The 24,770-nt window shown below is 69.4% G+C and carries 23 protein-coding genes and 2 pseudogenes; 8 read left to right on the top strand and 17 right to left on the bottom strand.

Features of this window, described 5'->3' with window-relative positions; translation table 11 throughout:
* The first annotated feature begins 58 nt into the window (after positions 1-58).
* The 5 genes and pseudogenes from ACP4J3_RS31155 (at position 59) to ACP4J3_RS31135 (ending at position 5,326) form a co-directional block, all read left to right on the top strand.
* Positions 59-2,119, top strand: a complete 2,061-nt coding sequence (locus ACP4J3_RS31155) for a beta-galactosidase (RefSeq protein ID WP_426539421.1) — start codon at positions 59-61, stop codon at positions 2,117-2,119.
* Between the two features lie 31 nt (positions 2,120-2,150).
* A complete protein-coding gene (locus ACP4J3_RS31150; RefSeq protein ID WP_426539420.1) occupies positions 2,151-3,062 on the top strand; it encodes a carbohydrate ABC transporter permease in 912 nt (303 codons plus the stop codon).
* An 82-nt stretch (positions 3,063-3,144) separates the two neighbouring features.
* Positions 3,145-3,972 carry a carbohydrate ABC transporter permease gene (locus ACP4J3_RS31145; RefSeq protein WP_426539419.1) on the top strand — a complete coding sequence of 276 codons (828 nt, stop codon included), beginning with the start codon at positions 3,145-3,147 and terminating at the stop codon, positions 3,970-3,972.
* A gap of 285 nt (positions 3,973-4,257) precedes the next feature.
* Positions 4,258-4,443: pseudogene (locus tag ACP4J3_RS31140) on the top strand (transposase family protein); the annotation flags it as partial.
* A gap of 115 nt (positions 4,444-4,558) precedes the next feature.
* Complete coding sequence (locus ACP4J3_RS31135; RefSeq protein ID WP_426539418.1) at positions 4,559-5,326, top strand: ISAs1 family transposase; 768 nt, start codon at positions 4,559-4,561, stop codon at positions 5,324-5,326.
* A 12-nt stretch (positions 5,327-5,338) separates the two neighbouring features.
* On the opposite strand, the gene ACP4J3_RS31130 is transcribed toward ACP4J3_RS31135, so the two are convergent.
* Both ACP4J3_RS31130 and ACP4J3_RS31125 read right to left on the bottom strand, forming a co-directional pair.
* A complete protein-coding gene (locus ACP4J3_RS31130) occupies positions 5,339-6,580 on the bottom strand; it encodes an MFS transporter (protein WP_426539541.1) in 1,242 nt (413 codons plus the stop codon).
* A 436-nt stretch (positions 6,581-7,016) separates the two neighbouring features.
* Positions 7,017-7,142 (bottom strand): hypothetical protein, encoded by a 126-nt coding sequence (locus ACP4J3_RS31125; RefSeq protein ID WP_426539417.1) that lies wholly within the window; start codon positions 7,140-7,142, stop codon positions 7,017-7,019.
* A 16-nt stretch (positions 7,143-7,158) separates the two neighbouring features.
* Here ACP4J3_RS31125 and ACP4J3_RS31120 point away from each other — a divergent pair, with 16 nt between their 5' ends.
* On the top strand, positions 7,159-7,794 hold the full coding sequence (locus ACP4J3_RS31120) for an ISL3 family transposase (RefSeq protein ID WP_426539540.1): 636 nt from the start codon (positions 7,159-7,161) through the stop codon (positions 7,792-7,794).
* Positions 7,795-7,965: 171 nt separating this feature from the next.
* On the opposite strand, the gene ACP4J3_RS31115 is transcribed toward ACP4J3_RS31120, so the two are convergent.
* From ACP4J3_RS31115 to ACP4J3_RS31075, 9 genes are all read right to left on the bottom strand, one after another.
* Positions 7,966-9,225 carry an FAD-dependent oxidoreductase gene (locus ACP4J3_RS31115; RefSeq protein WP_426539416.1) on the bottom strand — a complete coding sequence of 420 codons (1,260 nt, stop codon included), beginning with the start codon at positions 9,223-9,225 and terminating at the stop codon, positions 7,966-7,968.
* 346 nt (positions 9,226-9,571) lie between these two features.
* Positions 9,572-10,207: a CoA transferase subunit B gene (locus tag ACP4J3_RS31110; RefSeq protein ID WP_426539415.1), complete on the bottom strand. Its 636-nt coding sequence runs from the start codon at positions 10,205-10,207 to the stop codon at positions 9,572-9,574.
* A complete protein-coding gene (locus tag ACP4J3_RS31105) occupies positions 10,207-10,989 on the bottom strand; it encodes a CoA transferase subunit A (RefSeq protein ID WP_426539413.1) in 783 nt (260 codons plus the stop codon). The genes ACP4J3_RS31110 and ACP4J3_RS31105 overlap by 1 nt, the downstream gene beginning before the upstream one ends.
* A gap of 399 nt (positions 10,990-11,388) precedes the next feature.
* Entirely contained in the window at positions 11,389-12,354 is a 966-nt protein-coding gene (locus ACP4J3_RS31100) for a fumarylacetoacetate hydrolase family protein (RefSeq protein ID WP_426539412.1), read from the bottom strand.
* 94 nt (positions 12,355-12,448) lie between these two features.
* Entirely contained in the window at positions 12,449-13,387 is a 939-nt protein-coding gene (locus tag ACP4J3_RS31095; protein WP_426539410.1) for a VOC family protein, read from the bottom strand.
* 33 nt (positions 13,388-13,420) lie between these two features.
* Entirely contained in the window at positions 13,421-14,458 is a 1,038-nt protein-coding gene (locus ACP4J3_RS31090; RefSeq protein WP_426539409.1) for an amidohydrolase family protein, read from the bottom strand.
* Complete coding sequence (locus ACP4J3_RS31085) at positions 14,455-15,594, bottom strand: FAD-dependent oxidoreductase (RefSeq protein WP_426539407.1); 1,140 nt, start codon at positions 15,592-15,594, stop codon at positions 14,455-14,457. Before ACP4J3_RS31085 ends, ACP4J3_RS31090 begins: the two co-directional genes overlap by 4 nt.
* 114 nt (positions 15,595-15,708) lie before the next feature.
* Positions 15,709-16,680 carry a cyclase family protein gene (locus tag ACP4J3_RS31080; protein ID WP_426539406.1) on the bottom strand — a complete coding sequence of 324 codons (972 nt, stop codon included), beginning with the start codon at positions 16,678-16,680 and terminating at the stop codon, positions 15,709-15,711.
* On the bottom strand, positions 16,677-17,681 hold the full coding sequence (locus ACP4J3_RS31075; RefSeq protein ID WP_426539404.1) for a fumarylacetoacetate hydrolase family protein: 1,005 nt from the start codon (positions 17,679-17,681) through the stop codon (positions 16,677-16,679). The genes ACP4J3_RS31080 and ACP4J3_RS31075 overlap by 4 nt, the downstream gene beginning before the upstream one ends.
* A gap of 130 nt (positions 17,682-17,811) precedes the next feature.
* On the opposite strand from ACP4J3_RS31075, the gene ACP4J3_RS31070 reads away from it, so the two are divergent.
* Positions 17,812-18,747, top strand: a complete 936-nt coding sequence (locus ACP4J3_RS31070) for a LysR family transcriptional regulator (protein ID WP_426539403.1) — start codon at positions 17,812-17,814, stop codon at positions 18,745-18,747.
* Between the two features lie 232 nt (positions 18,748-18,979).
* Here the strand turns inward: ACP4J3_RS31070 and ACP4J3_RS31065 are convergent, their stop codons facing one another.
* From ACP4J3_RS31065 to ACP4J3_RS31055, 3 genes and pseudogenes are all read right to left on the bottom strand, one after another.
* Positions 18,980-19,225, bottom strand: coding sequence for a substrate-binding domain-containing protein (locus tag ACP4J3_RS31065; RefSeq protein ID WP_426539538.1), 246 nt, complete (start codon positions 19,223-19,225; stop codon positions 18,980-18,982).
* 166 nt (positions 19,226-19,391) lie between these two features.
* Positions 19,392-19,729, bottom strand: a pseudogene (locus tag ACP4J3_RS31060) (ISL3 family transposase); the annotation flags it as partial.
* A gap of 255 nt (positions 19,730-19,984) precedes the next feature.
* Positions 19,985-20,164 (bottom strand): QsdR family transcriptional regulator, encoded by a 180-nt coding sequence (locus ACP4J3_RS31055; protein ID WP_426539402.1) that lies wholly within the window; start codon positions 20,162-20,164, stop codon positions 19,985-19,987.
* On the opposite strand from ACP4J3_RS31055, the gene ACP4J3_RS31050 reads away from it, so the two are divergent.
* The gene (locus tag ACP4J3_RS31050) at positions 20,142-20,360 is read left to right on the top strand and encodes a hypothetical protein (protein ID WP_426539401.1); all 219 of its coding nucleotides are present in this window, start codon (positions 20,142-20,144) and stop codon (positions 20,358-20,360) included. The two genes, ACP4J3_RS31055 and ACP4J3_RS31050, sit on opposite strands and share 23 nt — an antisense overlap.
* Before the next feature lie 229 nt (positions 20,361-20,589).
* On the opposite strand, the gene amaB is transcribed toward ACP4J3_RS31050, so the two are convergent.
* From amaB to ACP4J3_RS31035, 3 genes are read right to left on the bottom strand one after another with little or no spacing between them, the layout of a single operon-like run.
* On the bottom strand, positions 20,590-22,119 hold the full coding sequence (amaB, locus tag ACP4J3_RS31045) for an L-piperidine-6-carboxylate dehydrogenase (RefSeq protein WP_426539400.1): 1,530 nt from the start codon (positions 22,117-22,119) through the stop codon (positions 20,590-20,592).
* Positions 22,120-22,154: 35 nt separating this feature from the next.
* Positions 22,155-23,552, bottom strand: coding sequence for a 2-oxoadipate dioxygenase/decarboxylase (hglS, locus tag ACP4J3_RS31040; RefSeq protein WP_426539399.1), 1,398 nt, complete (start codon positions 23,550-23,552; stop codon positions 22,155-22,157).
* Positions 23,553-23,573: 21 nt separating this feature from the next.
* Positions 23,574-24,746 (bottom strand): NAD(P)/FAD-dependent oxidoreductase, encoded by a 1,173-nt coding sequence (locus ACP4J3_RS31035; protein ID WP_426539398.1) that lies wholly within the window; start codon positions 24,744-24,746, stop codon positions 23,574-23,576.
* Between the last annotated feature and the right edge of the window lie 24 nt (positions 24,747-24,770).

Below are 24,770 nucleotides of genomic sequence, written 5' to 3'. Positions count from 1 at the left end.
AGGAACGCTTCCGGAAGGAATCCCCGCTGTGCCCGATCCGCGCACGAACGATCCGCGCATGAACACCTTTCGCAGTCGACTGCCGGGAGTCGTCTACGGCGGGGACTACAACCCGGAGCAGTGGCCGCGGGAGGTGTGGCAGGAGGACGTCCGGCTCATGCGAGCCGCGGGCGTGCGGCTCGTGAGCCTGGGCGTCTTCTCCTGGGCCATGCTGGAGCCGGCCGACGGCGAGTTCGACTTCTCATGGCTCGACGAAATCATGGACCTGCTGTGGGCGAACGGCATCCATGTCAACCTCGCGACGCCGAACGCCGCGCCGCCTCCGTGGCTCGCCACGGATTTCCCCGAGATCCTGTCGGTGGACCGGCAGGGAGTGCGGCACGGCATCGGCAGTCGAGGACACTTCTGCCCCTCCTCCCCGGTCTACCGGGACCGCAGCCGGCGCATCGCCACCAAGCTGGCCGAGCGGTACGGGAGCCATCCGGCACTGGCCATGTGGCACATCGGCAACGAGTACCACTCCGACTGCTTCTGTGACCTGTGCGACGACCGCTTCCGTGGGTGGCTGCGGCAGCGGTACGGCACGCTGGACGAACTCAACCACCGGTGGGGCACCGAGTTCTGGAGCCAGCGCTACAGCGACTGGTCCCAGGTGCACCTGCCCCGACCCGTGCGCGGCTGGGTCAATCCCACCCGTGAACTGGACTTCTCCCGCTTCACCTCCGGCCTCCTGCTGGAACTGGTCACGCAGGAGCGCGACCTGCTCCACCAGATCACCCCCGATGTGCCGGCGACCACCAACTTCTTCGGGTGCCGGCTGACCGACAGCCACCGGTGGGCGAAGGAACTCGACGTCGTCGCCTTCGACTGCTACCCCGACCCCGGCAAGCCGCACTCGATGTCCGTCGCCGCCTTCCAGTACGACCTGATGCGCACTCTGCGCGACGGGCAGCCCTGGATGCTGATGGAACAGGCGGCCGGCGCGGTCAGCCAGTGGAAGACCAACCAGGTCAAACAGCCGGGCCGGATGCGCCTGGGCTCCTACCAGGCCGTCGCGCACGGCTCCGACGCGGTGATGTTCTTCCAGTGGCGGGCCTCACGCCAGGGGCAGGAGAAGTTCCACTCGGCGATGCTCCCGCACGGCGGTGAGAAGACCCGGACCTGGCAGGAGGTCAAAGCCCTCGGCAACGAACTGCGGGCCATCGACGAGATCGCCACAGCGCGCACCAGCGCCCAGGTCGCGATCGTCTGGGACTGGCAGAACTGGTGGGCCGTGGAAGGCTGCGCCCACCCGGACAACGCCTTCGACTACCGGGAGACCGTTGCCCGGCACTACCGGGCCCTGTGGAACAGCCAGGTCGCCGTCGACGTCGTCACCCTCGACGACGACCTCTCGCCCTACCGCGTCCTGGTCATCCCCAACCAGTACCTGATGACACGTCAACACAGTGCGGCTGTACACAGGTTCGTGGAGGACGGCGGCCAGCTCGTCGTCTCGTACTTCTCCGGGATCGTCGACGAGGACGACCGGATCGTCGAAGGCGGATATCCGGGGGCCCTGCGCGAGGTCATCGGCGCGCACGTGCAGGAGTTCTCTCCGCTGCCCGCCGAGGCCGCGGTGCCGGTCCAGGCGGCAGCCGAACAGACCGCCCTCACCGGTTTCCTCGCGACCGCTTCCCTGTGGCAGGACGACCTCGAAACGGAGACCGCCCGACCGCTCGCCGTCTACCGCAAGGGGCATCTCGCCGGCAAAGCCGCGGTGGTCGAGCACGAACTGGGCCAGGGCCGCGCCGTGTACGTCGGCACACGTCTGGACGACGACGCCCTCGAGGCCCTGGTGCGGCACGTCCTGGATCGTGCCGGGGTGCGACCGGTGCACGCCGCACCACGAGGCGTCGAGGTCACCGAGCGACGGACGGACACGAATGTGTACCTGTTCCTGCTGAACCACCGGCAGGACAAGGCGACCGTCACCCTCGACCGCTCCGGCACCGACCTGATCACCGGCCGCCGCCTGGAGGCCGGGCAGACGCTCGTCCTCGACGCGGCGGACGTCGCCGTCGTGCGCTGTCCGCTGTCCGCATCGCAGCACGCCGAGCCGTCGTCGAACGACTCCTGAACCCCGCACCCGATCCAAGAACCCGAGGACGATGACTGTGCTCCGCAGCCCCCTCAGCCAGGCGGCCAGAAAAGAAGAACGGACCGCATGGGTCTTCCTTCTGCCGTGGTTCGTCGGCATGGCCGGCGTCACGCTCGGCCCGATGATCGCCTCGCTGTACTTCTCGATGACGGACTACAACCTGCTGAGCTCTCCCGAGTGGGTGGGCTTCGAGAACTACAGCAAGATGCTCGACGACCCCCGATTGCGCACATCCCTGAGCGTGACCTTCGCCTACGTCGCCCTGAGCGTGCCGTTGCTGCTGGCGGTCGCCCTCGCCCTGGCGATGATCCTCAACCGGGGCATCAGGGGACTGGCGTTCTACCGGTCCGTCTACTATCTGCCGTCGCTCCTCGGTGCCTCGGTCGCGGTGGGCATCCTGTGGCGACAGGTCTTCGGCACCGACGGCCTGGTGAACAAGTTCCTCGGACTGTTCGGCATCCACGGGCCCGGCTGGATCTCCAACCCGGACACCGCGCTGTACAGCCTCGTCGTCCTGCACGTGTGGACCTTCGGCTCTTCGATGGTGATCTTCCTGGCCGGTCTGCGGCAGATCCCCGAGCAGTACTACGAGGCAGCCGCCCTCGACGGCGCCGGCCGCTGGAACCAGTTCCGGCACGTCACCGTGCCACTGCTCACCCCGATCATCTTCTTCAACCTCGTTCTGCAGGTCATCAGCTCCTTCCAGTCCTTCACCCAGGCATTCGTCGTCAGCGGGGGGACGGGAGGTCCCTCGGACTCGACTCTCTTCTACTCGCTGTACCTGTACGAGGAGGGCTTCGGCCGACTCCACATGGGATACGCCTCGGCCATGGCGTGGCTGCTCGTGGTGATCGTCGGTGCCCTGACCGCAATCAATTTCTACTTCAGCAAGAGATGGGTGTTCTACGGTGACGGTAAGTGAGATGACACTCCTGAAGGCCGAAGACACTCCTTCGCCTGCTCCAACTCCTGCGCCTGCTCCCGCCACGCAGCGCCGTAGGCGGGTGGCTCGGATACGCGCGCTCTTCAAGCACGTCGTGCTGATCGCCTTCGGCCTCGTGATGGTCTACCCGCTGTTGTGGATGATCGCCAGCTCGATCAAACCGGACGCTCTCATCTTCCGTGAGCCCTCCCTGCTGCCTACGGAGACCGACTTCGGCCACTACTCCGACGGCTGGAACGCGCTGTCGCACCCGTTCGGGGTGTACCTGCTGAACTCGGCGATCGTCGTCCTGGGGGCACTGCTGGGCAACCTGGTCAGCTGCTCCATGGCGGCCTACGCCTTCGCGCGGCTGAAGTTCCGCGGGCGGGCGTTCTTCTTCGGCATGATGATGCTGACCCTGATGGTGCCGATCTACGTCCTCATCATTCCGCAGTACGTGATGTTCTCGGAGATCGGATGGGTGAACACGTTTCTCCCGCTGATCGTTCCGAAGTTCCTGGCCACGGACGCTTTCTTCATCTTCTTGATGGTCCAGTTCTTCCGGGGGCTGCCCACCGAGCTGGACGAGGCGGCCAAGATCGATGGAGCCGGGTACTGGCGTATCTACTTCCGCATCCTGCTGCCGATCTCGTTGCCGGCCCTGGCCACCACCGCCATCTTCACCTTCATCTGGACGTGGAACGACTTCATGAGCCAGTTGATCTACCTGACCAGACCCGAACTGCAGACGGCGCCCGTGGCCCTGCGCAACTACGTCGACGCCACCAGCGGGGCTTCATGGGGATCGCTGTTCGCGATGTCCGTCATCACGCTGATCCCGGTCTTCATCGTCTTCCTCGTCGGCCAGCGCTACCTCGTCAAGGGAATCGCGACCACGGGAATGAAGTAGCTCTGTGTCGGCGACGGTTCGAAAGTGGTTCTGGATCACTTTCAGTGCCGGGGCCACGGCGGGTCACCACAAGCGCGATCATGAACGGTCGTGGGTGATGTGTTCCTCCAGGACCTGTGGTTCCACCAGGTCGAAGGTGTAGTGATCGAAAACGCAGTGGTCGACGGCGAGTTGGTCAGGGCTGATGCGTTCTCAACTGGCGGGATGGGGTGATTCGTCGTCCTTGGGGCCTGCCTGCCCATCGAGCCGTGCGAGTTGGCTTCGCTGTCCGAGGCGCTGGCCGCCGTGCCCGATCCCCGCCGTGTGCGCGGGCGCCGCTCCCGCCTCGGCGTGCTGCTGGCCCTGTGCCTGACGGCGGTGCTCGGCGGAGCCCGCTCCCTCGCCCAGATCGCCCGGGACGCAGCGGACGCCGATCCGGAGGTCCGTACCGGACTTGGCCTCGCCCGCGGCACGCCCAACGCTTCCACGCTCGGGCGACTGCTGGCCCGCATCGACGGCGACGGGCTGGACGATGCCGTCGGAACGTGGCTCGCCCGCCACGCAGTCGATCCCGTCGAGGAGCAGGAAGCCCTGGTCGGGGCCGGCGGTGGACGGCAAGGCGGTGCGCGGCTCGCGCACCGACAGCAAAAGGGCGGTCCACCTGCCGGCCGCCGCCTTGCATGGCAGTCAGACCGTCATCGCCCAGCGCCAGGTGGCGGCCAAAAGCAACGAGATCCCGGCGTTCACCCCGCTGCTGGCCCGCTTCGACCTGCGCGGCATAGTCGTCACCGCCGACGCGATGCACACCCAGCGCAAGACCGCGACGAAGATCGTAGCCGCGGGCGGGCACTACCTCCTGGTCGTCAAGGGCAACCAGAAGAAGCTGCACCGACAACTGCGCCGCCTGCCCTGGCAGCAGATGCCGCTGCTGGACCGCATCTGCGCCACCGGCCACGGACGACGCGAGGTACGACGGCTGAAAGTGTGCACCGTCCAAGCCGGACCACTCTTCCCCCACGCCGTCCAAGCCATCGAGATCAAGCGGCGCCGCGTCAACACCAAGACCGGCAAGGTCCAGACGAAGACGGTCTACGCCGTCACCAGCCTCACCCCCGACCAGACCGGCCCCGCACAGTTGGCCAAACTCGTTCAAGGCCACTGGTCCGTGGAAACCCTGCACTACGTACGAGACATGACCTACACCGAGGACGCCTCCAAGATCCGCACCGGCAGCGCGCCCCGAGCCATGGCTACCCTGCGCAACCTCGCCATCGGCCTCATGCGCCAGGCCGGCTGGACCAACATCGCTGCCGCAGCCGACCACTACCGCTCACGCCCCGACTACGCCACTGCGCTCCTCAAGATCACCTGCTGATAGCCATCAGCCCTACCCCGTTCCCCTATCGGATTCCAAGTGATGGCCGGTCAGCGGGAGGGCGGCGCCAGCCGAATCGGCCTCCGCCGGCGACTGCCTGGAGGCCGTAGTACCCGTAGTGAGCGCGTGACGGCTGGACCAGGTCAGGGCGGCCGTTGCGGTCAGGGCGAGGAGGGGGACGGTGAAACCGGCTCGTGCGCCGCCTGGACCGTCGACGAGCCGGCCGACCACGGCGGCAGAGACGGCGACGCCCGCCGCGCTCGCGGAGTGCGTCCAGGTGAAGGCCTGGGTCAGAACCGACCGGTCCATGACCGACTCAATAAGCGTCGAGGAGAGGATGATGCACGGAGCGATGCCCGCACCGGGGAGCAGGAGGGCAAGGCCGAGCTGCCAGGGGGTGCTGGCCAGGAGCGGCAGCAGCGATGCGCAGGCCAGAAAGGTCAGGATCACGGGAAGCTGGGCTGCGGGCGGGGTGTGCCGGCGGTATCGCCCGTAGGCCACACCGGCCAGCAGGCTTGCCGCGCTCATCAGTCCGTACAGGAACCCCGCTGCCGAGGCCGTGTGGTGAGCGTCGGCGAAGGCGCTCACCGAGACCTGCATCGAGCCGAAGAAGACGCCCAGGGCCACATTGACCGCAACCAGTGTGGCGAAGTTCCAGGTCAGTAGAGCCCTCGGGCCCCGGGCGTCCGTACGATCCGCGGCGGGCGTTGCGGCGGGCGCCGGGGCCGTACGACGCAGCGCCGCGAAGACCAGTCCGGCGACGACGACGAGCGCCCCCGCCAGCACCGTTCCCGCGGCCGGGTGCAACTGGGTTGCTGTCAGTACCGCGAGGGCGGGACCGAGGAGGAAGGCGACATCGTTGCTGATCGTTTCCAGTGCGAAGGCCGGGGTGAGTTCGGCCTTGCCGTGCAGCAAGGCCGACCAGCGGGCCGCGGAGAGCGAACCGAATTGCGGGAGGGACGCCCCGGCGGCCAGGCCGGCCGCCATCAGCGCCACCGCGGGCGCCCCCGTCAGGGCCAGCGCGACCAGGGCGGCGATCGCTCCGGCGTGGGCGCACAGGAGGGGGACAAGGACACGCGGCTGTCCGAAACGGTCCATGAGACGGGCCAGCTGCGGGCCCACCAGGGTCTCCGCCACGGCGAACGAGCCAGTGACCAGGCCAGCCACCCCGAAGGACCCGGTCTCGGCATGGACCAGCCAGACGATACCGAGGCCGGCCATGGCCACCCCGACCCGGGCAGGGGCTGCGGCCAGGAAGAAGGCCGCCGCGCCGGGAGTCTGCAGGGCAGAACGGTAGGAGGCGGTTCCCGTCCGAGCCGGTACGGTTCTGCGAAACGCCCGTGCGGTACGACGAAACCAGTGCCGCGGTGTCACAGTGAACCTTCCGCTGCACGGTGGGACGGTCCGGGACACGACGCCCATCGCGGGCACCGCCCCAGCCGCCAGGAGTCGTCCATGATGACGCAGACGGGACGGAATCGAAGTCCGTGTCGGCGTCGGCTCCAGCGCCGGCAGAAACGTTGAGTGTTGAGATCGAAGAGCGGATCGGGCAGAAAGATTAGTGGCGACGGGGGGCGGAGAGAAGGCCGCCTGGAGAAGTAGGTCGGCTCGTCCGGCGCAGCGGTCTCCGGCTCGACAGGCTACCGCGCAGCAGTCGCGGACGGTTGGCCCTCCGGTTCCGTCCAGGGCGTCAGGACGCTCTCTCGTGCAATGCCCATCGCAGCGCGTCGTCGACGGCTTGGGCGAGAAGGGACAGCCCGGCCTGCCAGCCGAGCAGTTCGCGTGCCCGCTCCCATCTCGCCAGCTGAGAACGCATCAGCCCTGGCGAGTTGGTGGTCGTGCGGGCCCGCGCATCGGCGGAGCGGGCCCCACGTCCCGCCTGCGGGACGGTGTCGGGCCGGGTGCACAGCCGATACGTGCGCCGCTTTTCCGATACTGCGGTCGCCGGGCGTCCCGTGTCGATCGAGTTACAGGTCCGGCGGTTCCGCTGCCGTGACCGCGACTGCCGGCAGGCCATGTTCGTCGAGCAGGTCGACGGACTCACTTTCCGGCATGGGAGGCGAAGCTCCGGGCTGCAGACGGTGCTGCAACAGGTGAGGGGCGATGCTGGCTGGCCGGGCCGGCGCCCGCTTGGCGAACGCGTTCGCGGTCCGGCGAGCCGGTCGACGCTCCTGCCGCTGATACGTCGTCTGCCGGAGCCCGAAGTGCACACGCCACGGGTACTCGGGGTGGACGAGTTCGCTCTGCGCAAGGGACAGAACTACGGCACGATCCTGGTGGACATCGACACGCACCGTCCCATCGATCTGCTGCCCGACCGGACCACGGCGACGGTTGCCGCCTGGCTCGCCGGCCACCCCGGCGTCGAGGTGATCTGCCGTGACCGGTTCACCACATACGCCGAGGCCGGACGACTCGGCGCCCCGGACGCGACTCACGTCGCGGACCGGGCGCGGGTTGTGTCGTAGCCGTGGTGGTAATCCCATTCCCGGGACGATTCCTCGGCGGCGAACCTGAGTCCGCGCTCGGCCACCTACGAGCGGATCCTTCCTGATGAACGCTAGTGCAGGGGCGTGCGCCGGGCGGCTTGCTGTTCTGGGACCGCGCCCGCCCCGCCGGGCGCGGTCCCAGCCACGAGGTCACGGAGTGGTGCCGTGCGCCTCGCCGAGGCCGAGGAGTGCGGTGAAGCGGGCTTCGACCCGGTCGATCTCACCGAGCTGACTGAGGATCGAACTGGGGGTGGAGTCACCGACCGCCTTCTGCATCAGTGGGGTGCGGTCCAGGATCGCGTCCCGGATCGGTTGCAGAGCGCGCGGCGCGTGATGGAAGACCTGCCCGAGGACATAGGCCTGCTGGGACTGCCGGGCGGTGTGCGGCTTGCGGGGGGCTTCGAAGGCGTCGAGTGCCTGGCGGACAGCGGCGTAGTCGCTCAGGTCCACCCCGGCCAGGTGGCGGCCGATGAAGTAGCCGTCCTCGGTGGCCATACCGGCGCCGTACCCCGCGTACGGGGAGGTGGGGTGCGCGGCGTCGCCGACGAGAGTGGCGCGGCCCTTGGACCACTGCTTCAGCGGCTTGCGGTCGCGGATCACCCAGTGCTGAACGTGCGCGGGGTCGGTCGCGGCGATCAGTTGGGGGAGCGGACGGGCGAAGGCCTGGCCGAGGCTGGCCGCGGTCGAGTGCAGGTCCCCGGTGAATTCCCGGCTTGCGTCGAACGCTTCGAGCATCCACCACTGGTGGCCGTCACGTCCCTTGTCGCGGATGGCGGTCCAGCTGCCCTGCACCGTGCGGGTGTGGGAGAGGACGCACATCCCGGGCTCGGTCTCGACGCTCTCGTCGAAGGTGTAGCCGCCGAAGATGTGCAGGTTGTGCTCGCGCTTGGGGCTGTCGCCCCACAGAGTGCGGCGGACCAGGGAATCGATGCCGTCCGCGCCGATCACGAGGTCCGCCTCGTGGACTCGACCGTCCGCGAGGTGCAGTCGAACACCGCTGTCGTCCTGCTCGACGCGCTCCACCGTGTGGTTGACCTGCAGGACCCCCTTGGGCAGCGCGTCGAGCAGCCGCTCGTACAGCTCGGGGCGCAGCAGGCCGATGAAGCCGCTGCCGTAGTCGCGGACAACCTGCTCCGGAAGGGCCGCGCGGACCCGGCGGCGGCCGCGGGCGTTGCGGAACTCGGCCGTACAGGGCGCGCCCAGGTCCTCGGTGTTCACGCCGAGCAGCCCGAGTGCCTTGATGGGTGGCGGCCACAGGTTGAGGATGTTGCCGGCGGGTCTGGCGTGCGGGTAGCGCTCGAACAGCACGACCTCGTGGCCGGCCTGATGGACGGAGAGTGCGGCGGCCATGCCACCGGGCCCTGCGCCGATGACGGCGACGCGGCCGCGTTTGGCGGGAAGCTTCTTCATGGTGGGCTCCTCGGTCTTGGTCGTCGTTGACCTGGTAGAGGGTGAGGGCGGGCTTCTCCCGTACCAGGCTCGGTGCCCGGCCAGGGAGCCCGCGGTGTGCGCGTAGCCCGTGCTCGTCGAGCGGGTCCTGGCTTTCCCAGCCTCGGTTTGCGGCTTCGGTAACTTGCGGGTCGCTCTGATCAGTTCGTTCCATCGACGAGCCGGCCGATTCCGGTCGATGCCCTTGGCATCGGTGAAGTCGGCGAACTGCCCTGGTGGGTGCGGTTCCGGGCGTGCCGGGGTCTGGAGGGTGGATGTGCCGGACCTCGTCCTGGGCATATGTGGACGAGGTGGCGGTCGTCGCGCCTCAGGCGGCGATGTGCAGTTTCGCGGCGGTGGCGGCGGTGATGTCGTCGGGGGTGACGCCGGGCGCGGTTTCGACCAGGACCAAGCCATTGTCGGTGACGTCGATGACGCCCAGGTCGGTGATGACGCGGTGGACGCAGGCCTGGCCCGTGAGGGGCAGGGTGCACTCGTCGAGGATCTTGGGGCTGCCGTCCTTGGCGGTGTGATCCATGAGGACGATGACGCGGCGGGCGCCGTGGACGAGGTCCATGGCACCGCCCATGCCCTTGATCATCTTTCCGGGGATCATCCAGTTGGCGAGGTCGCCGGTCGCGGAGACCTGCATGGCACCGAGCACGGCGGTGTCGATGTGGCCGCCGCGGATCATTCCGAAGGACAGGGCGGAGTCGAAGAAGGCTGCTCCCGGGAGTACGGTGACGGTTTCCTTGCCGGCGTTGATGAGGTCGGGGTCGACGTCGCGTTCACTGGGGTAGGGCCCGGTGCCGAGGATGCCGTTCTCGGAGTGGAGGACGACGTGGACTCCCGGCGGGAGGTGGCCCGGGACGAGGGTGGGCAGGCCGATGCCGAGGTTGACGTAGGAGCCGTCGGTGAGTTCGGCGGCGGCGCGGGCGGCCATCTGGTCGCGGGTCCAGGGCATCAGCTGTGCACCGTCTCTCGTGCCTGGGGCGCGGAAATCGTGCGCCGTTCGATCGGTTTGTCGGCGGCTTGCGCGGGCGTGAGGGCGAGGACCCGCTGGACGAAGACGCCGGGCAGATGGATCGCCTCGGGGGGCAGCTCGCCGGGTTCTACGAGCTTCTCGACCTCGGCGATCGTGATGCGGCCGGCCATGGCGGCCAGCGGGTTGAAGTTGGCGGCGGCCTTGTTGAAGACCAGGTTGCCGTGAGTATCGCCGCGCCAGGCGCGGACGAGCGCGTAGTCGGTGGTGATGCCGTGTTCGAGGACATGCGCGCGGCCGCCGAAGGAGCGCTTCTCCTTTGCGGGGGAGGCGAGGGCGATGCTGCCGTCCGCCGCGTAACGCCAGGGCAGGCCGCCGTCTGCGACCTGTGTGCCCACGCCTGCCGGTGTGTAGAAGGCCGGGATGCCGGCCCCGCCGGCCCGTAGCCGCTCGGCCAGGGTGCCTTGCGGTACGAGTTCGACCTCCAGCTCGCCGCTGAGGTACTGGCGGGCGAACTCCTTGTTCTCGCCGACGTAACTGCCGGTCACGCGGCTGATGCGGCCGTCGGCGAGCAGGAGGCCGAGTCCCTGGCCGTCTACGCCGCAGTTGTTGGAGACGACCTTCAGGCCGGTGGCGCCTTGGGCGTGCAGGGCGTCGATGAGGGCGGCCGGTATGCCGGACAGGCCGAAGCCGCCAACGGCGAGCGAGGCCCCGTCGGAGATGTCGGCCACCGCCTCGGCGGCGCTCGCGCTGACCTTGTTCACGTGCGGGTCCTTTCAGCCGGAGTTCGGCCGGGGTCAAACGGGGGAGCCGGGCAGCACCGTCGACCAGTCGCCGACGGCGACGAGACTGGCGCCGGTGAGGTACGAGGCCTCGCCGGAGGCGAGGAGGGCGGCGGCGTCGAGCAGCTCGTCAGGGGGTCGGCCCGGCGGAGTGGGATGTGGCAGCCGATGGCGTGGAGCAGGGTGGTCGTCGGCGAGCAGGCCGCCGCGCCTGGCCCTCGGCGCCGATCATTCAGGGGATGACTCAGTTGGCCGGGTGCCTGTGTCGCATCGGTGGCGGTCACGGTCACTCCCGCCCGGGCCGGAGCCTCCCCCGTGCCCTGCCGCGCGCGGTCCCGGTGACGACGACCTTGTCGGCCGGCCTGCTCTCCGCCGCGCGGTTCACGGGCGCGCTCGCGGGCGCGTACGGGCGCGAGGGACGGCCACCGGTGCGGCACCGGGTACCACGGTGTTGGAGACGGTGCCGATGCCCTCGACGGTGAGGGTGACGGTGTCGCCGGGCTTCAGCGGCGGCGGGTCCTGGCGGCCGCGTACGCCCCAAAGTTCGGCGAGGCAGCCGCCGTTGCCGCAGGTGCCGGAGCCGAGTACGTCGCCGGGGCGTACCCAGGTGCCGCGGGAGGCGTAGGCGATCATCTCCTCGAAGGTCCAGCTCATGTTGGACAGCAGGTCCTTGCCGACGACCTCGCCGTTGATCTCGGCGGTCAGCGCCAGGCGCAGGAACCCGTCGCTGTCGCGGTAGGGCTCCAGCTCGTCCGCGGTGACGAGGTACGGACCGAGGGTGGTGGCGGTGTCCTTGCCCTTGCAGGGGCCGAGGCTGACCTGCATCTCGCGGGACTGGAGGTCGCGTGCGGACCAGTCGTTGTAGATGGTGTAGCCGATGATGTGGTCGCGGGCCTGCTCGGGGGTGAGGTCCCGGCCTTCGCGGCCGATGACCGCGGCGACTTCGAGTTCGAAGTCCATTGCCTGGCTGCCGGGCGGCACGGGGACGTCCTCGTGAGCGCCGATGACCGCGTAGGGGTTGGTGAAGTAGAAGGTGGGCGCGTCGTACCAGGCGTCCGGGGCGCCCGGGACTCCGTCGATGTTTCGCCGTACGCCCTCGACGTGCTCCTCGAACGTGATGAAGTCGCGTACGGACGGCGGTTGGAGCGGCGGCAGCAGTCGCACCTGGGAGACGTGCGGGCCACGCGGCACGTCCAGGCTGGCGTTGCCTGCCTCGCGCAGTGCCTCGGGACCGGCCTGGATCAGGTCGAGCAGCGTTCCCGTGCCGGGGCAGGGGTAGAGGGCGCCGTCGTCCTCGACGGTGGCGAGACGGCTGCGGCCGTGCTGTTCGTACGTGGCGAAGCGCATGGCATTCCTAGGGAGCTGGGTGGGTTGATACAGGCCGGGGGCTCGGCGGCCTGGCGCGGCGGGGGAGTGCGCCGGGCCCCCGGGGTCATGGGGGTCAGACCGGCGGAGCGACGAAGACGCCGCGGTCGACGTCGTTGAGCATTTCCTTGGCGACCATCTCGTTCATCGGGTTGGACGTGCCCCACTGGTCGACGTTCTCGGGCTTGGTCAGGTCGTAGATGTGGGGGTGCCAGGTGTCCTCGTCCAGCTTTTCGAGCTCGGTGGTGTACTCCACGGTGTTGCCGTGCGGGTCGAGGAAGTACGTGAAGGTGTTGTCGCCCGCCATGTGCCGCCCCGGGCCCCAGATCTTGCGGGCGCCGGAGCGCATCACGCGGCCGGAGCCGCGCATGTACTCGTCGATGCCGCGCATCTCGAAGGAGAGGTGTTGCAGGGAGGTGTGCGGGCCGCTGGCGATGGCCATGGAGTGGTGCTGGTTGCTGATCCGCATGAAGTGCATGACCTCGCCCATGTGCGGCATGGTCATCGTGTCGGACAGCCGGAAGTCGAGGTGCTGCTCGTACCAGGCGCGGGTGGCGTTGATGTCAGGGGAGTTCAGGACGACGTGCGAGAGACGGACCGGGACGGACTCCTTCTCCTCGATACGACGGTGCCGGCGCGCCTCGACGTCGGCCGAGACCTCGATGGTGCGTCCGTCGATGTCGAAGAAGCGGAAGCCGTAGCCGCCGCCGGGGGTGTCGATCTTGCCCGGCTGGGAGATCAACTGCACTCCACCCGCGAGGAGTTGCTCGGCAAGCGTGTCCACGTCGGCGGGGTTCGCGGCGCCGTAGGAGATGAGGTCGAGGCGCTTCTCCTCGGCCTTGCGGAGCCGGACGATGTACTGCTCGGGGGAGCCCTCGGCGGCCAGGAAGGAGATGCCGGAGTCCTCGGCGACCTTGGTCAGGCCCCAGACGCCGGCGTAGAAGTCGAGCTGCTTGTCGTAGTCCGGCACGGCCAGGTCGACGTGCCGCAGGTGGGTGAGCAGACGTGTGCTCATGGTGGGGGTTCTCCTCTGTGCGGTTCAGACGGTTCAGACGGTTCTGACAAGGCGGAGCAGCGCTGCCGCGTTGCCGCCGCGTACGGCGTGGAAGTGGGGGGCGGGCAGGTCGGTGACGTCGCGCAGCGCGCCGAGCGGGTCGTCGGTGCCCATGTCGAAGGGGAAGTCGGAGCCGAGCAGGACTCGGTCGGGGCCGGCCACCCGGATCAGCTCGCGCAGGACGTCCGGGTCGTGGACGAGGGAGTCGAAGTACAGCTGCTTGAGGTAGCTGCTGGGCGGGTGCGCGCAGCAGCGGGTGTCGGTGCGGGCGAGCCAGGCGTGGTCGGAGCGGCCGATGTGGGTGGGCAGATAGCCGCCGCCGTGGGCGGCGATGATGCGCAGCCCCAGGTGCCGGTCCAGGACTCCGGAGAAGATCAGATGGGACAGGGCGACGGCGTTCTCGGTCGGTTGGCCGACGGTGTTGGACAGGTACCACCGGTTGAGGCGCTCGTCGAGCGTGCAGCCGAAGGGGTGCAGGAAGAGGATCGCGCCGGTTTCCTCGGCCCGTGTCCACAGCGGTTCGTATGCGGGGTCGGACAGTTCGCGTCCCGGCGCGTGGCTCGAGATCTCGACACCGCGCAGGCCCAGGCCGAGGGCGTGTTCGAGGGCTTCGACGGCGAGGGCCGGGTGCTGGAGCGGGACGAGGCCGAGGCCGTGCAGCCGTTGCGGGGCCTGGGCGACGTGCGCGGCGGTGCCCTCGTTGGCCAGCTCCCACACCGTACGGGCCAGGTCCTCGTCGGCCCAGTAGTGGTAATGCGAGGGAGAGGGCGAGACCAGCTGGACGTCGACCCCGGAGGCGTCCATCGCGGCGAGCCGGGCCTTGACGTCGGTCAGCCTCGGGAAGCGGTCCCGGAACATCGGGCCGCTGACGGCCATGGCCTCGGGGCCGTTGCGGCGGGCGTCGAGATCGCGGGCCGCCGCCAGCCCGGGGTGTCCGGCGACGGCGTCCTCGACCTGAGGGAGCAGGACGTGCGCGTGGACGTCGATCGTGGGTGCGCTGTTCTGGGAACTCACGGGGTTCACGGAGTTCACGGGGTCTCCTGCAGGGCGGACATCGTGCGGCTCATCAGCCCGGGTGCGTCGGCGTCACGGGCGCCGTCCATCTGCCACTGACCGAGTTGCACGGATGCTTCGACCACCATGCGGACACGGTCGATCCGGCGTTCGTAGAAGCCGGTCAGCAGGGCGTCGAGGGAACTCCAGTCCTGCTCCTCGCTCAGCATCTCGGCCAGTACCAAGGCGTCCTCCAGCGACATGGCCGCGCCCTGGGCGATCGTGGGGGGACAGACGTGGGCCGCGTCACCGATCACGACGACCCGGCCGCGGTGCCAGGAACCCTCGACGAGCAGCCGGTCGAACCAGGTGTAGTTGACCTCGGCGGGGTCGGTGATGCTCGCGGCGATCTCCGGCCACGCACCCCCGTAGGGCGCGGCCAGCCGCCGCATCTCGTCCGCGTACGAGGCCGGGTCGATGCAGGCGCGGTCGCGGATGGCCTCGACGAGGTAGGCGTAGATGGTGTTCTTGCTGGTGGGGCAGTAGCCGGCGATGTAGCACGGTCCGCCGTAGGACAGGTTCATGCGCTCCACGCCCTCGGGGCGGGGCACGGGGACGCGCCAGATGGCCATGCCGGTCGGTTCGGGTGTGTCGCTGATGCCGATCATCGCGCGCGTGCGGGAGCCGATGCCGTCGGCGGCGATGACCAGGTCGTAGCGGCCCTCGGTGCCGTCGCTGAACCGGGCGGTGACGCCGGAGGCGTCCTGGACCAGTTCCTCGGCGGTGGTGCCCAGGCGTACCGTCGCGCCGCTCTCGCGAACGGCCTCACACAGGATCTCCTGGAGCCGGGGCCGCTGCATGCCGAAGATCGGGGGCAGGTCGTCCCCACCGGTGCGGACGTCCTGCTGGACATGGAACACGGTCCCGTCGGGCGCGGCCAGGCCGACGGCGTCGACGGCGCAGCCGCTCTCCCGGACCTTGTCCCATACGCCTACTTCGCGCAGCACGCGCAGCGCGTTGCCCTGGAGGGTGATGCCGGAGCCGAGCACGTTCCAGTCGGGTTTGGCCTCGATCAGTTCCACGGCGATGCCCGCCCGCCGCAGCAGCACGGTCACGGTGTTGCCGGACGCGCCGCCGCCTATGACGAGGACGGTGCGGGGACGGGGGTCGTTCATGGGTTCTCCCTGAGATGGTGCCGCGCGACTTCGAGCGGCAGAGGGGGTCTTGCAGGCCGGGCGGGCGAGGGTGGCGTAGCCGTCCGGGCGTGGCTCGTCCGGCCGTCCAGGGCGTTACTTGACGGCGATGGGATTCACCGGTGAGCCGACGGAACCGGTGATGGGCAGTGGCGCGGCGGTGAGCCAGAACTCGTACCGGCCGTCGGCGGCGCAATGTGTGGCGAGGGCGTCGAGGTCCCACATCTCACCGATGAGCAGACCGATATGAGGGATGGCGACCTGGTGCAGCGGCTGGAAGGCGTGGTCGAACTCGTTGGGCCGCACCTCGAAGCCCCAGGTGTCGGTGGCGATCCCGGCGATCTCGCTGCGGTGCAGCCAGCCGGCCGTGCTGAAGCTCAGCCCCGGCGCCGGCCCGCCCGCGTAGTCGCCCCAGCCTTCGTGACGGGCGCGGGCCAGCCGCCCGGTGCGCACGAGGACCAGGTCGCCACGACCGACGCTCACACCATGCGCCTCGGCGGTCGCGGTCAGGTGCTCCTCGGTGATGGCGAAGCCGTCGGGCAGTTCGCCGTCCTGGCCGATGACCAGGCCCACGTCGAGGAGGACGCCCCGCCCGGCGACGTGCGGAGCCATGTGCTCGATGCCGGTGACCAGATCGCCTTCGGAGGTGACGACCTTCTCCGCCGGGCGGCCGTTCCACGCCGTGCCGTGGTCGAAGATGTGCCCTAGCCCGTCCCACTGGGTGGAGCACTGCAAGGGCATGGCGATCACGTCGTCGGCGCCACCGAAACCGTGCGGAAAGCCCTGGCCGCCCAGAGCGGCGTCGGTGCCGGTGGCGAGCATCGTGTGCACCGGGTTCGTACGCCGCCGCCAGCCTTTCTGCGGGCCGTCCATGTCGAAGGCCTGTGACAAGGAGAAGCTGACGCCGTCGCGGATCAGGGCCGCACCCTCGCGGCGCTTGGCCTCGTCGAGGAAGTTGAGCGTGCCGAGCACGTCGTCCTCGCCCCAGCGGCCCCAGTTCGAGTACGCCTTCGCCGCCTCGGCAATCTCCGCCTCGGGATCGGTGTGGTCGATATGGGCGGGGCTCATTGCTCTTTCTCCGCGACACAGCGGGTGCGCTGGGCGCCGAGCCCGGTGACCGAGCCGTCCATCACGTCGCCGTCGCGCAGCAGCCGGCCCCAGTGGATGCCGTTGCCGGCCGGGCTGCCGGTCAGAACCAGGTCGCCGGGGAGCAGTCGGGCGGTCTGGGAGATGTACGAGACCAGCCGTGCGAGGCCGAAGATCATGTCCTTGGTGGACTCGTCCTGCATGGTCTCGCCGTTGAGTTTCAGGGTGACCTGCAGGTCGGACGGGTCGGCGATGGAGCCGGCCGGGACGATCCACGGGCCGAGCGGGGTGAAGCCGGGGACGTTCTTGCTGCGCAGCCAGTCGGTGCCGATCGGGGGCATGTCCCGGCGGAAGACGGTCGCGCGGTCGGTCAGGTCGTTGGCGATGGTGTAGCCCGCGACGTACTCCAGCGCCTCTTCCACGGTGACCCGGTAGGCGGGGCGGGAGATCACCGCGGCCACCTCCAGTTCCCAGTCGGGCTTCTGGGCCCAGGCGGGCAGCACCACGTCGTCGTAGGGACCGCTGATCGTGGTCGGTAGGCCGATGAAGACGTACGGGAGGTCCTCGGCGGCCCGCTTGTCCATGACCGCCGCGGTCTCAGCGCGGGCTTCTTCGACGGTGCGCGGGTCGTCCGGGGCGCGGTGTGCGACCGCCAGGTCGATCACGTGCTGCCGGTAGTTGGCGCCGGACTGGAAGATCTGCCGGGGCTCGACGGGCGCGTGCACCGTCATCTCCGCCAGCGGCCGCCAGTCGCGTGTCGGGTCCCCGGCGAGGGTGTACAGCCGCGGCAGCTCCTCGTCCCAGCGCTCCAGGAGCGCGAGCGTGGTCAACGCGGGTTCGTCCAGTGCCGTGCGCAGGTCGAGCGCTCGGCCGTCCGGCGTCACGAGGCTCGGGAACCTCGTCTCGCCCGGTGCCGAAAGGGTGCCGATGGCGAACGGTCCGGAGAAGGGGGTGAATGGTGCCGACGTGGCTGCGGATGTCACGGAGATTTCCTCCCGATTGCGGTGCCACTAATCTGGCCCAGTAGATTGCAATCAGGGAAATCGATTTCCTGTATATGAGAATCCAGCCGGCGAATACCGATGGTGCCCGGCTCCGGAATTGGGATGCTTCGTGAACTTGGCCAGCCTGGACCTCAACCTCGTCGTCGCCCTGCGCGCCCTCCTGCAGGAGCGCAACGTCACCAGGGCCGGCCAGTGCATCGGGCTCAGTCAACCCGCGATGAGCGCGGCCCTGGCCCGGCTGCGCCGCCACTTCGACGACGACCTACTCGCCCGGGTGGGCGGAGGGTACGAACTGACCGCCCTCGGGCAGGCCCTCCTCGACCGGACCACCACCGCATGCGACCTGCTGGAGCGCGTCTTCGCCAGTCAGGCGGAATTCAACCCCTCCCGCGAGGAACATGAGTTCACGCTGATCGCCTCGGACTATGCGGTTGCCGTCTTCGGCACCGAACTCGCCCGCACCGTCCAAGCCGAGGCACCAGGCATCCGGCTCAGGTTCAAACAGGTGCCGAACGAAATCATCGACAGCACCGGGTCGCTGCTCAGCACCGTCGACGGGCTACTGCTCCCCCACGGCATCATTCGCGGCTTCCCCACGGTCGAGCTCTACCAGGACAGCTGGGTCTTCCTCGTCGCCGACGACAACCCCGAGGTCGGCGAGCAGCTCACCCTCGACGACCTGGCCCGACTGCCATGGGTGACGTACCAACGAGCCTACGACGCCCCCGCCGCCCGCCAGATCGCCACGCTCGGCATCGAGCCGCGCGTGGCTGTCTCCGTCGACAGTTTCCAGCTGATGCCACTCCTGGTCGCGGGCACCCGCCGGGTAGCTCTCCTTCAGCGGCGTCTCGCCGACGAGCTGGACGGACTCGCACACGTCCGCATCATGGAACCGCCCTATGACGCCGTGCCGGTCCAGCAGGCCTTGTGGTGGCATCCGGTCCACATGCACGACGCGGCGCACATGTGGCTGCGGGAGACGATGGCCCGGGCCGCCGAGATGATGGAGGCGGGTCGGCCTACGATCTCCGGCCCGCCGAAATGAGGGTGTGGCTATGCCCCGCATGGGCAAAAGACACCGCCGAGCCACGGCCGACGCCGAATGGCGGCCGCCGCGTGGAGCCGGTTTGAGTAGTTGCTGCTGCTCTGGCTGGAAAGGTTCGCCGGCCGGTTCCGTACCAGCGGTGACGATCGCTGCTTGAGCTGCGTGTATCGGGTCGCGCCCCGGGATGGGTGTGCAGGTAGTCCCGGAAGATCCGCTCGTTCCGACTCCGCAGTCAGGGAGGAGGGCCGCTGCTGCCCCGTACAACCAGTTCGGGCTCCCGCGCGACCAAGGTTCCTGTTCTCGGCTCGCCCTCGATCTGGGCGACAAGGAGTTCCAGCGCGCGACGCCCGGCCTCGCCGAAGTCCTGCCGCACCGTGGTCGACGGAGGCCATACGTATTCGGCCTCGGGGATGTTGCCGTAGCCGACCAGGCTGACGTCGTCCGGCACGTCGCGGCCCGCCTCGCGGAGGGCACGCAGTACCCCGAGGGCCGTCTGGTCGTTGGCGGCGAAGAAACGGCGGTGACATCGGCCATTGCGGCCAGTCGCCGCCCCTGTTCATAGCCCGACCGTGCACACCAATCGCCCCGTAACGGGTCTGTCGAACGAACGGCTCTGGCCCGTCGGTGGTGACATCGGGTGGCTGTCAGGGCAGGAGGATGCGGTGGCGGAGAAGGTCGAATCCGGCGCGTCCGTGCATTTGTCTCATGATCCTCTGATGCGGGTGTTGACGCCTTCGGTGCGGCCGTTGTTGTCGAGCCAGGTGAGGTCGGCGTTCACGGCGGGCCGGTCAATTTTGAGGCCGTTGGTGAAGCTGCGCAGGTGGGGCAGGTCGACGGCACGGGCGGCCGTGATCCACTCGGTGCGTCTCACGTCGTTGTCCTCGCCCGGTTTCAGCAGGGCGGCGAAGCCGCCTATGAGATTGGCGAGTGCGGTCATCGCCGGGCAGGCCGCGGCGATCTGCTCCAGCAGGGTCGTTTCCTTCGGGCGCAACACCGTGCTGACAAGGGAGTTGACATCCATCACAAGATCATGGCCAAGGGCGGCTACCTGGTGTCACCACCGATACGGGCCAGAGCCGAAAGTCTTACAGCCCTCATGGACACGGACAACGGGAGGAGAGGACGGTCCATGGCTTCATGGTCCTGCCACCGAGCCACAGGTGGCGGGCACTTCCGGTCCGTCCCTATCCGGCCTGGCCTTGACAGCGCACACGTGGTCGAGCGTCAGGTCGGCCGGTCAGCGCAGGAGTCTGCGGATGATGGTGGTGGCGGCGCTGATGTCGGTGGGCTGCCCGGTGAGGAGCTCGCGGTAATAGAAGGACTCGGCGACCCGGACGACGGCGTGGGCGAGGGTCGGGGCGTCGATGTCGTCGGGTTCGCCGATCTCGGACTGGATGAGCCGGCTGACGGTCTCCATCGCTGTGCTCGCGGTCCCGGCCGCGCTCGCCACCGTGCGCCCGGCCGGCCTCGATGTGGTGAGTGTCGCGGCGATCGCGCTGTGGGCGGTGTTCTGGGTCTTCGAATCGGTGGCGGACCTGCAAATCGGTGGCGGACCTGCAGAAGGCACGTTTCGCCGACCGCACCCGACGAGACCACTCGGCCGAGTACGCTGAACACTGACCGCGAAGAACGACTCGTCGCACGCCGCTCATCGACCGCCCAACTTGGGGTCAAGGGGCGCAGGTTCAAATCCTGTCGTCCTGACTTGCGAAGTAGCAGGTCAGAGGTCGTTTCGGAGCTGCCCGAGGCGGCCTCTTGATCGTTTCTTGGGCGCCGCTGAGGACGGGATACCGGGATCGCGTCCCACCCCCAGCGGAGCGTTCACCTGTCGTGACGGTCTGCTCAGAGGAAGCTGACGCCCTGGGCGAGGGCGAGTTCGCTGGAGTAGTTGATGGTGTTGGTGGCCGATCGCATGTAGGCCTTCCAGGCGTCGGAGCCCGACTCGCGACCGCCGCCGGTGTCCTTCTCACCGCCGAAGGCGCCCCCGATTTCGGCTCCGGAGGTGCCGATGTTGACGTTGGCGATGCCGCAGTCGGAGCCGGCGGCGGACAGGAAGATCTCGGCTTCCTGCTGGTCTCGGGTGAAGATGCTGGACGACAGCCCCTGGGGGACGTCGTTGTGCAGGGCGATCGCCTCGTCGAGGGTGTCGTAGGTGAGGACGTACAGGATGGGGGCGAAGGTCTCTTCCCGTACGACGTCGCTCTGTTCGTCGACGCGGACGAGGACCGGCTCGGTGTAGGCGGCCGCGGCTGCGGCCTCGGCCAGGCGCCGGTTGCCGCCGGCCAGGATCTTGCCGCCCTGGGCCTGGACGCGGGTGAGGGCGTTGGTCATGGCGTCGAGGGCCGTGGTGGAGATGAGCGGGCCCACCAGGGTCGCGTCGTCGAACGGGTTGCCGATGGGGAGCCTCTGGTAGGCGGCGGTCAGCCGTTCGATGAGGGTGTCGGCGATGTCGCGGTGGACGATGAGGCGGCGCAGGGTGGTGCAGCGCTGGCCGGCGGTCCCGGCCGCGGCGAAGACGATGCCCTGGATGGCGAGGTCCAGGTCGGCGGACGGAGCGACGATCGCGGCGTTGTTGCCGCCGAGTTCCAGCAGGCTGCGGCCGAAGCGGGCCGCGACGCGGGGGCCGACCTCACGGCCCATGCGGGTGGAGCCGGTGGCGCTGACGAGGGCGACGCGGGGGTCGTCGACGAGCTTCCCGCCCACCGCGCGGTCGCCGAGCAGAAGGCGGTGCACGTCGCGGGGCGCGCCGACCTCGGCGGCGGCCCGGGCCAGCAGATGGTCGCAGGCCAGGGAGATCAGCGGGGTGAGCTCGGAGGGCTTCCAGATCACGGTGTCGCCGCAGACGAGCGCGACGGCGGTGTTCCACGACCACACGGCGGCGGGGAAGTTGAAGGCGGAGATGACGCCGACCACGCCGAGGGGGTGCCAGGTCTCGGCCAGGCGGTGGCCGGGGCGTTCGGAGGCGATCGTGCGGCCGTACAGCTGGCGGGACAGGCCGACCGCGAAGTCGCAGATGTCGATCATCTCCTGGATCTCGCCCAGCGCTTCGGAGCGGATCTTGCCCGCCTCGATGGTGACGAGGTCGGCCAGGTCGCTTTTGTGCTCGCGCAGCAACTCGCCCAGGCGGCGCACGAGTTCACCGCGGCGCGGGGCCGGTGTGGTGCGCCAGGCCAGGAAGGCCGTACGGGTGGCTTCGAGGGCCTCTTCCGTGCCGGCTTCCGTGGCGGCCGTCAGGCCGAAGAGGTTCTCGCCGGTGATGGGGGTGCGGGCCTGGAAGTCGCTGCCCTCGGGGACTGCGACTCCGATGTGCTCCAGGGCCGTGCGGGCGCGGTTGCGCAGGTCGTCCGTGGTGGGCAGTGCGGTGCTGGTCATGTGTGGTCCTTGAAGGGGGGAGGCGTCGGGAGAGGTCAGCCAAGGGTGCCGGTCAGGTCGAGTTCGCGGGCGACTTCGGCGAGGGAACTGTTCTGCTGCTGTGCGTAGAGCGCGTAAGGGTCCAGGACTTCGCGGTCGATGGCGCCGGAGAGCCAGGCGGCGTCGTAGGCGGTGCCTTCGTGGTCGTTGTTGCGCGTGCCCTCGCCGCTCAGATTGGACTGGAAGATGCCGGCGGCGGAGCGGGGCAGGAAATCCTCGTAGACGATGGGATCCGCGCACACCCAGCCCCGCCGCACCAGTTCGCCGATCGTGGTGGGCGGTCGGCTGCCGTCGCGCGGTCGGTCGGCTGCGAGCCGGTAGGTGAAGTAGGCCAGCCCCTCGGCGGCGAGCTCCCGTTCGGTGCCGGGCATGTGGCGCTCCCAGACGGTGCGCGCGATGTCGCCGCGGGCTTCGGCGGGGCTCCGGGAGGCCTGCTCGTCGATGTGGCCGAGGAGTTCGTCGTAGCGGGCGCGGCCTTCGCGGGTGAGGGCGATGCCGCGGGCTTCGACCTCACCGAAGCGGACCCGTAGGGCGCCGCTGATGACACTGCCGTCCGGGGTGCGCATCGCGCGGGGTTCGGCCAGGGCCCGGAAGGAGGTCTGGCGCAGCAGGACGTCGGGGCCCTTCCAGGCCGGCGGGCCCTGGATGGTGTCGATCATCTCGATGCCGCGTTCCGTCATACGGCGGTACAGCTCGTCGATGTCGAGGACGCGCGGGGTGAGATGGTTGATGTGGGTGCTGCGTACGCCGCCGATGTCCGCGGCGACGGCGGAGACGCGCTCCAGGGTCTCGTACCACGCCCTGTCGACCGGCTCGCTCGACAACTCGAAGGCCGCCACGGCGAGTTGCAGGAATCGCTCGGCGTCGTCCTCGGGCAGTTGCTTCTCGGCCTCGGCCCGGTCGGCCAGGGGCAGCAGCTCCGGGGGGAAGAGTGTGCGCTCGGCGAGGAAGGCTTCCAGACGTGCGCGCAGGTCGGCGTCGAAGAAGCGGGGGTCGGCCGGGGTGAGCATGGAGGTGAACACCCGGAAGGGGTTGCGGGCCAGTTCCTCGCTGTCCACCGGCCGGAACGCGGTGGAGATGACGGGGACGGCGCTGGCGGCGGCCTCACGCAGGTCGTAGAAGCCGACCGGGCGCATGCCCAGGGCGCCGAAGACACGGGCGACCTGCGCCAGTTCGCGGGGTGTGCCGACGCGGATGGCTCCGTGCCGCTCGGCGGTCACCCGGCCGATGGACCCCAGGCGTTCGGCGTCGGCTCCCCGCGCCCGCAGGACGTCCTCGTTGACCTCGCGCGAGACGTCCACGAGCGTGGTGTAGGCGGGAACCTCCTGCCCGTACATCCGCGACAGCCGCGCCGCGAACGCGGCCCGCAACCGCCACTGACTGATCGCTGACATGGTCCGGCCTTTCGATCGGGTTCACACCACGTGGGCTTCGGGGCGGATCTCGGCGCCGAGGTGGAACCGGTCGGCGCTGAGCGGGGAGATGTCGGTGAACGGCTCGCGCTCCAGGTACAGATCGCGTACGACTTCGCCGACCGCGGGCGCCTGGAGGAAGCCATGACCGGAGAACCCGGCGGCGTACAGGAAGCCGGGCAGCTCGCCGCAGCGGCCGATCAGCGCGTTGTGGTCCGGTGTGACCTCGTACAGGCCGGCCCAGCCGCCCACGGTCCTCATGCCGGCCAGCGCGGGAGCGCGGTGGCGGGTGACCGTGCGGAACAGCTCCAGCCACTCCGGGGTCCAGGTGGTGTCGAAACCGTCCTCCTGTCCGGGGTCGGCCAGCCCGAACAGCAGGCCGTCGTCGCTGTTGTGGAAGTACGCGCTCGAGGAGAAGTCGATGGTGAACGGGATGCGCGGCGCGGGCGGCGCGAGCGGCTCGGTGAACGCCAGCTGCCGCCGGACGGGCCGGACGGGGAGGCTGAGGCCGACCATGTCGCCGATGTGCGCCGACCAGGCCCCGGCCGTGCAGATGACGGTGGCGCAGGCGATGCGGCCGTGGCTGGTGTGCACGCCGGTCACGCGGTCCCCGGCCGTGTCGATGCCGGAGACGGTGGTGTGCGTGGCGATGGTGACGCCGGCCCGGGCCGCGGCCCGGGCGTACCCCTGTACGGCCAGTCCGGGGCGGCAGTGCCCGTCGGCCGGGGAGTACACGGCGGCGACCAGGCCGTCGGTGCTGATGTAGGGACACAGGCGCTGGGCCTCGGCGGGGCTGATCATGCGGCTCGGCACGTCGAGGCTGTTCTGGAGCCTGACACCGGCCTCGAAGTCGCTCGCCTGCTGTGCGCTGTCGAGCAGGAAGAGGTAGCCGACGGTGTCGAGCTTGATGTCGGCGCCGGGACGGTGCGGGAACTCCTGGTAGGCACGCAGGCTGCGGCTGCCCAGTTCGATGTTGAGCGGATCGGAGAACTGGGCGCGCACGCCGCCGATCGGCTTGCCCGAACTGCCGCAGCCGAGCTCGCCACGCTCGACGACGACGATGTTTGCCACCCCGGCCTCGGCGAGGTGGAACGCGGTGCTCACACCCATCACGCCGCCACCGATGATCACTACATCGGCGGAGGTCGGAACAGTGCGGAAGACGGAGGAGGACAACGGGCCACTCCCTGGCAGGCTGTC

Origin of the sequence: Streptomyces sp. UG1, from assembly GCF_049974585.1 — a bacterium.
In the GTDB taxonomy this organism is placed as follows: Bacteria; Actinomycetota; Actinomycetes; order Streptomycetales; family Streptomycetaceae; genus Streptomyces.
This window is presented reverse-complemented; position numbering and strand designations above follow the sequence as displayed.